The sequence below is a fragment of the Celeribacter neptunius genome, assembly GCF_900113955.1.
Taxonomy (GTDB): Bacteria; Pseudomonadota; Alphaproteobacteria; order Rhodobacterales; family Rhodobacteraceae; genus Celeribacter; species Celeribacter neptunius.
Map to the genome: position 1 here is coordinate 284,819 of NZ_FORH01000007.1, position 9,552 is coordinate 294,370.

Annotated in this window: 9 protein-coding genes; 1 reads left to right on the forward strand and 8 read right to left on the reverse strand. The window is 64.1% G+C overall.

All coding sequences use genetic code 11. The annotated features are described in order from the left end of the window. Positions 1-9 precede the first annotated feature (9 nt). The 7 genes from BM151_RS17220 to BM151_RS17250 form a co-directional block, all read right to left on the reverse strand. Entirely contained in the window at positions 10-933 is a 924-nt protein-coding gene (locus BM151_RS17220) for an ABC transporter permease (protein WP_090061978.1), read from the reverse strand. After that, on the reverse strand, positions 930-2,138 hold the full coding sequence (locus BM151_RS17225; protein ID WP_090061979.1) for an ABC transporter permease: 1,209 nt from the start codon (positions 2,136-2,138) through the stop codon (positions 930-932). The genes BM151_RS17220 and BM151_RS17225 overlap by 4 nt, the downstream gene beginning before the upstream one ends. Then, the gene (locus BM151_RS17230; protein ID WP_090061980.1) at positions 2,135-3,748 is read right to left on the reverse strand and encodes an ABC transporter ATP-binding protein; all 1,614 of its coding nucleotides are present in this window, start codon (positions 3,746-3,748) and stop codon (positions 2,135-2,137) included. The genes BM151_RS17225 and BM151_RS17230 overlap by 4 nt, the downstream gene beginning before the upstream one ends. Beyond that, positions 3,745-4,818 (reverse strand): BMP family lipoprotein, encoded by a 1,074-nt coding sequence (locus tag BM151_RS17235; protein WP_177213200.1) that lies wholly within the window; start codon positions 4,816-4,818, stop codon positions 3,745-3,747. The genes BM151_RS17230 and BM151_RS17235 overlap by 4 nt, the downstream gene beginning before the upstream one ends. 52 nt (positions 4,819-4,870) lie before the next feature. Then, positions 4,871-5,452, reverse strand: coding sequence for a TIGR00725 family protein (locus BM151_RS17240; protein ID WP_090061982.1), 582 nt, complete (start codon positions 5,450-5,452; stop codon positions 4,871-4,873). Further along, positions 5,449-6,543 (reverse strand): carbohydrate kinase family protein, encoded by a 1,095-nt coding sequence (locus BM151_RS17245; protein ID WP_090061983.1) that lies wholly within the window; start codon positions 6,541-6,543, stop codon positions 5,449-5,451. The genes BM151_RS17240 and BM151_RS17245 overlap by 4 nt, the downstream gene beginning before the upstream one ends. A 192-nt stretch (positions 6,544-6,735) precedes the next feature. Further along, entirely contained in the window at positions 6,736-7,740 is a 1,005-nt protein-coding gene (locus tag BM151_RS17250; RefSeq protein ID WP_090062006.1) for an aldo/keto reductase, read from the reverse strand. Between the two features lie 170 nt (positions 7,741-7,910). On the opposite strand from BM151_RS17250, the gene BM151_RS17255 reads away from it, so the two are divergent. Further along, on the forward strand, positions 7,911-8,678 hold the full coding sequence (locus tag BM151_RS17255) for a GntR family transcriptional regulator (protein ID WP_090061984.1): 768 nt from the start codon (positions 7,911-7,913) through the stop codon (positions 8,676-8,678). 244 nt (positions 8,679-8,922) lie between these two features. Here the strand turns inward: BM151_RS17255 and BM151_RS21775 are convergent. Continuing rightward, the coding region (locus BM151_RS21775; protein ID WP_218151385.1) for a hypothetical protein at positions 8,923-9,552 on the reverse strand (630 nt) is incomplete at its 5' end.

Below are 9,552 nucleotides of genomic sequence, written 5' to 3' on the forward strand. Positions count from 1 at the left end.
GGCTTAGGCTTACGCCCGGCGGAAGGGTTTGCCCACATCGGCGGGGCCGGAGGCGCGACCGACGAAGGTCGCCAGCGCCACCAGTGCCAGAACATAGGGCAGGGCAAACAGCAGATCATGCGGCAGATCGTCGGTGAAGATCTGCGCCCGCAGCGCCACCGCATCGGCGAGGCCGAAGCCGAGACAGACCAAGAAGGCCGGTCCGACCCGCCATTTGCCAAAGACCATGGCGGCGAGCGCCAGAAAGCCGCGCCCCTGGGTCATCGAGGCTTGAAACAGGTCGAGCGTCACGATCGACAGGTAGGCCCCGCCAAGCGCCGCCAGCACACCCGAGAGCGTGACCGCAATGAAACGCACCCGGGTGACGTCGATCCCGGCGGCATCGGCGGCCACGGCGCTTTCACCACAGGCCCTGAGGCGTAGCCCCATGTCGGTGCGCATCAACACCCACCAGACCAGAAAGACGAGGCCGAAGGCGATAATGTCGATCAGTGAAAACTCCGCCAGAAGCGGCCCGATCAGGGGCAGGTCGCCCACGAGCGGCAAGGGTGGCGTCGGCACTTTCGGTACGCTTGGCGTGGTGCCGTCGATGCCCCAGATGATCGGTACGAGGGCGGCGGTGAGACCGGCACCGATCAGGTTGATTGCGGTCGAGCCGATCACCTGATCGCCGCGCAAAGAGACGGACATCACGGCCAGAAGCCCGCCGGCAAGCGCGCCGGTGGACATGGCGCCTGCGAGTCCGAGCCACGGGTTCCCGGTCAGGTAGGAAAAGGCCACGCCGCCAAAGGCCCCGCCGAGCATCATGCCTTCAAGGCCGATGTTGACCACGCCGCTGCGTTCGCACAGCAGCCCGCCGAGCATCGGCAGGATCACCGGGATCGACAGGTGCAGCATCGAGGCGAACAGCGACAGGGTGATGAAGTCGCTCATGCGGGATCTCCCGAAGTGATGTTGCGGTCCCGGCGTTGGGCCGTTTTCTGGCGCAGTCGGGCCCAGAGGTGCAGAATGGCGGGCTGGATGGCGACGAAAGCCACCACGAGGCCGGAGACCACACCGACCATTTCGCGGCTGATGCCTGCGACGGCCTGCATCTGCACCGCGCCGGAATCGAGCATGGCAAAGAAAAAGGCGGAAATGATCATGGCGATGGGCGAGAGCGCGGCCAGAAGTGCGACCGCGATGGCATCATAGCCGTAACCGGCGGAGAAAGCGTCGAAAAACCGGCCGTACACGCCCAAGACCTGCACCGCCCCGGCCAGACCGCCAAGCCCGCCGGAGATCAGCAGCGTGGCGATGGTGATGCGCGGCACCGAGACGCCGGAGGCGCGCGCCGCCCCGGGGTTGGCGCCCAAAAGCCGGATGCGGAACCCCAAAGGCGTGCGATAGAGCAGCCACCAGATGCCGATCACGGTCAACAGCGCGATGATCAGGCCGAAATGCAGACGCGTGCCGTCCCAGATCATCGACAGCCGGGCCTCGCGCGGGATCTTTTCCGTCGCCGAGGGCTGGGTGGCGGAAACGAAGGGGCCAGCGGGCGAGACGGCGTAGAGTGCGACGCTGATGGCGATGAAATTGATCATGATCGTGGTCACCACCTCATGCACGCCGCGATAGGCTTTCAACAGCGCCGGAATGAGCGCGGCAAAGGCGCCGCCGGCGATGCCCCCCAGAAGGCAGAGCGCGGTGAGAACCAGCGGGGGCGCGTTGACCTCCGCCCCGATCACGCCGGCAACCAGCCCGCCGAAAATCAACTGGCCTTCAACGCCGATGTTGAACAGGCCGCCATGAAACGAAATCGCCACGGCAAGCCCGGCGATCAGCAGCGGGATCATCTGCACCAGCGTTTCCGCGACGGCAAATTTCGACCCGAGCGCGCCGTTGAAGAAGGCTTCGGCCGTCACCGCGAGATTGGCGCCGGACAAGAGGATAAAGGGCAGGGCGCAAAGCATTGCCGCGCCGAGGGTGAGCACGAAAATCAGCGCCCGCCCGCCGAATGTGCGGGCCCGATCGCGGGTCAGGGCCAGATAGGCCCCCGGCGCGCGTGGTGCGTGGCTCCGGGCTTCCATCGCTTCGGCCATGTCGGGGGCGAGGCGGGCTGTGCCGGTGCCGGGCAGGTCGGGACGTTTGGCTCTCATGAGGCGGCTTCCAGTGTTTGTGGGTCTGTTTCTTCGGGCTTTGTCGCGACGTGCTCCACCGCACCGGACATCCAGCGACCGATCTGGTCGATGTCGAAATCTGCGCTCTGCATCGTGCCGACGATCCGGCCTTTGCGCAAAACCACGAGCCGGTCGGCGATGGCGAAGACCTCATTGAGATCGAGACTCAAAAGCAGCACGGCATTGCCTTCGGCGCGCAGGCGCAAAAGCGCGTCCTGCACCGCGACGGTGGAGCCGATGTCGAGTCCGCGGGTCGGCTGGGCGGCGATCATCAGCCGCGGTGCCCGCGCCAGCTCGCGCCCGACCACGAGTTTCTGCTGGTTGCCGCCCGACAGCGACGCCATCGGCAGATCGGGCGAGGGGGTGCGGACCTTGTGCTGTTCGATCAGCACTTCGGTGAAGATCCGGCGTTGCTTCTGCGACAGGCTCAGGGGCGAGCCGCTGAACGGTGCGCCATCGACAAACCCGATCGATGCATTGTCGATCAGCGACATGGTATCGGCCACACCCGTGGCGTGGCGGTCTTCGGAAATATGCGCCAGCCCGGCATCGAGACGGCGCTGGGTCGGCCAGTCGACCACATTGTGATTGTCGATGCCGATCATGCCGTCGCGCGCCTTGCGCAGCCCCATCAAAAGCTCCACGAGTTCGCTCTGGCCATTGCCCTCGACGCCAACGACGGCGACGATCTCGCCACCGTGGACCTTGAGATCGATCGGGCCGAGACGGGTGCCGTCGGTCAGGCCCCGGATGTCAAGAATGACCGGCCCCTCGAGAGGCGCACGCTCCGGCAGCTCCGGCTTGTCACGGCCGATCATCATATTGACCAGCGCCGCCTCGATCGGTTGTCGCACCGCGGGCTCATCGAGCGCTTGGCCGGCCAGTTCCGCCTCGCCCACCACCGCGCCGTCGCGCAACACGGTCACCCGGTCGCACAGATGCATGATCTCTGGCATCTTGTGGCTGATCAGCACAATCGTCGTGCCTTCGGAGCGCAGGCGATGCAGCACGGCGTAAAGCTCGTCGGCCTCGGGCGGCGACAGTGCCGCGGTCGGCTCATCGAGCACCAGCGTGCGTGCACCGCCCCAGAGCGCCTTGAGAATTTCCACTTTCTGGCGGGCGCCGACCGAGAGGGTCGCGACCTTCGCCAGAGGATCGATGCCAAAACCGAAACGATCCGACAGTTCCTGTGCCCGCTCGGCAGCCGCTTTCAGGTCGAGCTTGCGGGTCAGGCGCGAGAGCACTGAACCGCGGGCCCGGCCCATGATCAGGTTTTCCACGACGCTGAAGGCCGGGATCAGGCTGAAATGCTGCTGCACCATGCCGATGCCGGCAGAGAGCGCCTCGGCCGAGGAGCGAAAGGCGACGGGGGTGCCGTCGATCTCGACGCGGCCTTCATCGGCATGGATCATGCCGAAGAGGATTTTCATCAGGGTCGATTTGCCAGCACCGTTCTCGCCCAGAAGCCCGTGGATCGATCCGGGCGCAACGCTCAGGTCGATGGCGCGGTTGGCGTGTACCGCGCCAAACCGCTTGTCGATGCCTGTCAGCCGGATGGCCGCGGCCTTATGAACGCTTGGGGCGCTCACAGCTCACCCGGGGCAAAGGCATCAAGCGCCTCGTAAGTGTCCGGCGGCGTCAGTTCGCCGGCGATGATCTTGGCCTTGGCGGCCTCGACCTTGGCGAGAACCTCGGCGGGGAGCGTGTCGATATTGTCGGCACAGAGCCCCACGGCACCTTCGGCAAGGCCGAGGCTCTGCGGACCGCCTTCGAAAGTCTCGTCATGCACCGCCTTGTTCTCGTAGAACACCGCGCCGGCCACATCCTTGACCGCCGAGGTCAGGAAATTGTCGGGGGCGAGGTGGCCCTTGCAGGTGTCGGCGGCGATCACCCAATGATCCGCGCCGGCTTCGGTGATCGCATCGTAGATCCCGCGCCCGCCGCCGCCGGCGACATCCATGATCACATCGACATCGCTGTCGAACATGCCCTCGGCCAGAACCTTGGCCTTGGCCGGATCGCGGAAGGAGCCGACGAAAGCATGCGAGATCTTGATCTCCGGGTCGACGGTGGCAATGCCCGCCTTGTAGCCGGCGAGGAAGCGCACGACCGGCGGGGTTTCCATGCCGCCGACAAAGCCGATATGGCCGGTTTTCGAAGTCATCGCGGCGACGACACCGGCGAGAAACGCCGCTTCCTGTTCGCGGAAGGTGACGCTTGCGACGTTTTCGAGTGGTTTGCCGTCGTCATCGACCGACACCGCGTCGATCAGGGTGAAATGCGCCTCGGGCTTCATCATCGCCACTTCGGTCAGCGCGTCATTCAAGAGCGAGCCGACGCCCACCACCATGGTGGAGCCGCCCGCGACCGCCTGCAACAGGTTGGGCACGAATTGCGACTGGTCGGTGGACTGGATCACCTGGGCACGACCGCCAAAGGCTTCGACCGAGCGATCAAGCCCGAGTTTCGCCAGATCGTTGAAGCCGTGATCGCCGAGCCCGTTCTGGTCGGTGATCATGGTCCAGACCGCATCGTCCTGCGCGGTGGCCGCCATCGGCAGGAGGCTCCCCACGACAGCGGTGGCGAGCGAGAAGAGCAGGGCGCGTCGGCCCTTTGAAGTCAAAAGCGGGGAAGTCAGGAGATCAGTGCGTTCGGTCATGTGAGGCTCCATTGGTTGCGTGTAGAGAGTGAAAATTCAAGCGTTTGGTGCGTTATCCTCCGGCCCATCCGGTCAGGGCCTCGAGTTTCGAACCGGTGCGCGGCTCATCGGCGCGGCTCAGTGCGATCTCGACCGCTTCTTCGGGTGTGGCGGCGAAACTGACGGGCAGGACGCGGCGCTCATCGAGATAGCAGCCGTCATAGAGCGTCTCGCGCAGCCGGTCGGACCAGCCGCCACAGCCCTCGAGCGCCACCACCGGCACACCGGCGTCATAGGCGACGGTCAGCTCGTTCAACGTGCCGACCCCGCCGCCGAGCATGATCAGACTGTGACAGCAGCGCGCGGTGAGGATGTTGCGGATCGTGCCCATGCCGGTCGGGAACACCAGATCGCAATAGCCATTGGCCTTGTCGGCATCGCCATAGGGCAGGAAGCCGACGGTCAACCCGCCGGCGGTCTTTGCGCCGCGGCTCGAGGCTTCCATCACCCCGCCGGTGCCGCCGGTCACCAGCGCCGCGCCGGCCTTGGCCACCGCCTTGCCCACGGCTTCCGCAGCCTCGAGCAGGTTTGCGGGAAGGGTCTCGCCGGGGCGGCTTGAGCGGCCGATCAGGCCTATCGTTGTCATACGTGTCATGCGTGCAGATCCTTGGCGTGGTGAGCCGTGTCGAAACCGATTTTCTCCGTCCCCGGTTCCAAAGCGAGGAACTCCGAGGGCAGGGATTTGACCTGCGACCGGATGGCCTGCATCCGGGCCGTGACCTCGGCGCGTTCGACCTCAAGGAGATCGAGCGGGTTGGCGGTTTCCAATGCGAATGAGGCAGAGGCCGATCCCATGGCTGCCGCGTCGATCATGCTGGCGCCCGCGGCGCGCGCGACGAGAAAGCCGCCGCAAAACGCGTCGCCGGCCCCGGTCGGATCGATCGGTTCGGCTGGAAAGGCGGGCAGGTGCAGCAGGCTGTGATCCTCGAGAAGATAGACCCCGTCGGCTCCGGCCTTGAGGATCAGTGCACCGGCACCGTGGTGGCGCAGCGCCAGCAGCGCCTGTGTCACATCAAGCGTTGGGGCGAAGACATCGAAATCCGAGGTCGAGGGCAGAAAGACATCGATCATCGTCAGGGTCTGTTGCAGCCGCTCGAACGGCGCCGCAATCAGTTCCTGACGCGTCGGGCAATCGGCATGGATCATGCCGGCAGCACGCGACAGGGTGTCGACGAGGGCGCGATGGCGCGCCAGCGGCAAAAGCGGCAGGTGCCAATGGTTCACCTCGCCGAGCCAGGAGGCGGGAATGTCGTCGGGCGTGGGTGCACCTTCGACCAGGGTTTCCGGCTTCTGGGTGGTGTCGACGAATTCGGCGCGAATGTGAGGCGGCATCTGGGCGAGCAGCGCCTCAGGCACCGGCTGAATGCGTTCGCCATTGGGGCGATGCACATAGCTCACGCGGACCGGATGCGTGCGGGGCAGGCGGATCAGCGTGTCGAGGTCGAAACCGGCGGTGCGCAGGCGGTCGAGCACATGGGCCGGGTAATCCGTGCCGACACGGGCAATGATACGGGGGATCTGACCCGCGAGATAGGCCCCGATGGAGGACCAGAGAGCATTGCCACCCGGTTTTGCGGGCAGGGTCTCTCCATCGGGGGTGACCACGCTGTCGATACTGAAGGAACCGACAATCGCGATCGGTGCGGCGTTTGCAGGGGGGGAGGCCTCTCCGTCGCGGCGGGTCATAACTGGGATGCTTTATCTGGTCGGGTCATGGGAAAATTCTTACGTGTTGTGTTTCATTGTTCAACAATGGATTGTTTGTGGTCTGTCGAAACCTTGGTCGATCCGCGCGACGCATATTTTTTGGGCTTATTTCGTCGCGCGGAGCGCTGTTCGCTCGTTTTGGGGGCGTTTGCCGTTCGGGGACAGGGCGACTCAGCGACGCCGCATGGCTTTGCTGAGGCCTTCCGCCGTCCAGCCGGCGTTGCGCGGGTCGACATTGCGGCCCGGTGCGACAATCTCGTCGATTGCGTCCAGCAGCTCGGCGCTGAGGCTGATCTCCGCCGCCGAGAGCAGCGCGTCAAGCTGGTCTTCCGTGCGCGGCCCGATCAGGGTGCTGGTCACCGCCGGGTGTGCCCCGGTCCAGGCGAGGCTCATCTGCATGAGGCTCATCCCGGCCGCTTCGGCCAGAGGGGCGAGCTGCTCGACGAGGGTGAGTTTCGCCTCGTCGTCGGCGCGCACGAACGGGTTGCCGCTGGCGGCGCGGGAACCCTCCGGCGCTTCGATGTTGCGGCGATATTTGCCGGTCAGCCAGCCGCCGTTCAGGGGGCTCCAGACCAGGGCGCCCATGCCGTAGCGCTGGCAGGTTGGCAGGACCTCTGCCTCGATTCCTCTGACCAATATGGAATATGGCGCCTGTTCTGAGACAAATCCGGTCAGGTTTTCGCGCTCCGCCGCCCATTGTGCCCGGATCAGCATCTCGGCTGGAAAGGTCGAGCTGCCGATCTGGCGCACCTTGCCGGCTTTGATCAGATCCTCGAAGGCGCGCAGGGTTTCCTCCAGCGGCGTTTTCAGGTCGGGGCGGTGCTGTTGATAGAGGTCGATGTAATCCGTGCCCAGGCGGCGCAGCGAGTCCTCGACGGCCTCGGTGATCCAGGCCCGTCCGCCGCCGGATTTTTGCGGATCGCCATGCATTGGCAACCCGATCTTGGTGGCAAGGACCACCTCGTCGCGCCGGGATTTGAGCGCCTTGCCCAGAACGGTCTCGATCGCGCCATTGTCATAAATATCCGCCGTGTCGATCAGGTTGATCCCGGCGTCGAGCGCCTTGTGGGTGAGGTGAATGGCCTCGCTCTCGGAGTTCGAGGTCAAAAGCGACATGGTGCCGAGGCCGAAATGGGAGAGCGAAAGCCCGGAGCGCCCGAGGGTGTTCATTTGCATATGCATGATCCTGATGGTGAGGTTTTGCCTCAGTCATGCATCTTTTCATTCATTGTTCAACAATGAAATATGAAAGCATATGTCGTCCAGTGTCGTGCTTCGGATTGTGCCGAAAGCAATCAGTGGCTAAAATGGTGCGGTCACCTCCGGGATCGCAGAGGATTGAGTGAATGGATGATCAAGAGTTGAAGTTTCAACGCGTCAAGGACCGCCGGGCGCTCTCGGTGCAGGTCTATGATCAGCTTGTCGAAGTTCTGCGCAAGAATGCGGTGCCGGGGGCGGTGATCCCGCCCGAGGTGCGGCTGGCGCAGGATCTCGGGGTCAGCCGGACGGTTTTGCGAGAGGCTCTGCGGCTTCTGGAAGAAGACGGGGTGATCGAGCGCGCCGCCGATCCGCGTCGGCGTCAGCTGGCGGCGCCCGGCAAGCGTCCCCCAGCCTTCAGCGCGCCTCTGGAAGAGATCGTGACCGGGGCCGGAGAGCTAAAGGCAAAGGTGATGCGCCACGGCGCGCTGAGTACGACGAACTGGAGCCGCTCGCTTTTGAACCTGCCGCAGAGCGAGACGGAGCTTTTGTCGCGCGAGACACTGTTTCAACGCGGCGATATTCCGGTGGTCTCGGCGCTCGAGGTCGTGCCGTTCGAGGCGCTCAAGGAAGCCCGCCCATTGGATGACGGGGTCATGTCGGGCAGCCTGCTTAACGATCTGGGGCCGAAATTCCGTTCGAAATGCGTGGCGACCCTGTGGCGCCTCTCGGATGCCAGCACCGGTGGCCGTCCGCGCAGCGGCTTTGCCGATGTCGCTCCGGATGTGCCTCTGGTCTCGCTGACCACCGTCCTGTCGCGCAACGGTCGGCCGGTGTTCCTCGCGAAATATCTGCTGCGGCTGGATCTCGTGTCGCTCAATGTCGGGGCTGCCGGCGCGGAACCCGGTGCGGAGTGACGGGACGCGCGACCGATAGGCCTTCTCGAGGGTTTCCTTCGGACCTGATCCGGTTTGTGAGAGTCAAGGGTGTGGAGGCAGGGGCGCCAGCTTTTGGAGCATGCCGGGCGCTCAGAGATCGATGCCTCCGGATCTGGCAGCCCTCAGGGTCAATGTCGCGATGATGTTCTCCGAGCGCTTGCGCATCAATGTGCAGTACCGAGGCACAGTATCACTGACACTCAGTATCTATGTGCCTACGCCTTTACCGAAACTGACGGGCGGGCGCGCCGGGGTTTGACATTCTCGAAGCGTTCAAGTGCTCAGCCTCGAGGGCAATGTCGCGAAAGCCTCGACCGCCTTCAACACGACCGGCGTGCATCTTAGGGTGCTTGCTGCCTCGGTTGGCGCTTTCAGGGCGGTGAAGGCGGCAAGCAACACCCGGACCGCCGTGGCGCTGGAGCAGACACAGGTCCGTCCCGGCGGACCGCTGGCCCGCAATCACCCCGGCCTCCGTGGTCAAGAGTGTGGTGCCCTGCAAACCAGTAACACAAATCCGGTGACATAGGATATGTACGGGGCCTCGTCGAATTCCTGTCGCTGCGCGTTGTCTTTGCCTTGTCTGGCTGTGGCTTTTCTGGCTGTTGCGCTGTCTTTTTGGGATATTTTTGATCTTCGCGGGGGTTCTTTTTGGCGATTTGTCTGTCTTGGGGTGCGGAATCGCGATTTCGAGTCGGGTTTTGGCGCGGTGATTCACGCTCTTTCCCTGCGATTTTGGAATTTTTGTCGGTGTTTGCGCAGAAAGTTTTGTCGTGAATGCCCATAAAATAAGGGGTTTTGGAAAAAACTTTGGTGGTCTGGTATGTTTTTTGAAAAAACCGCTTGCGGGTCTGTG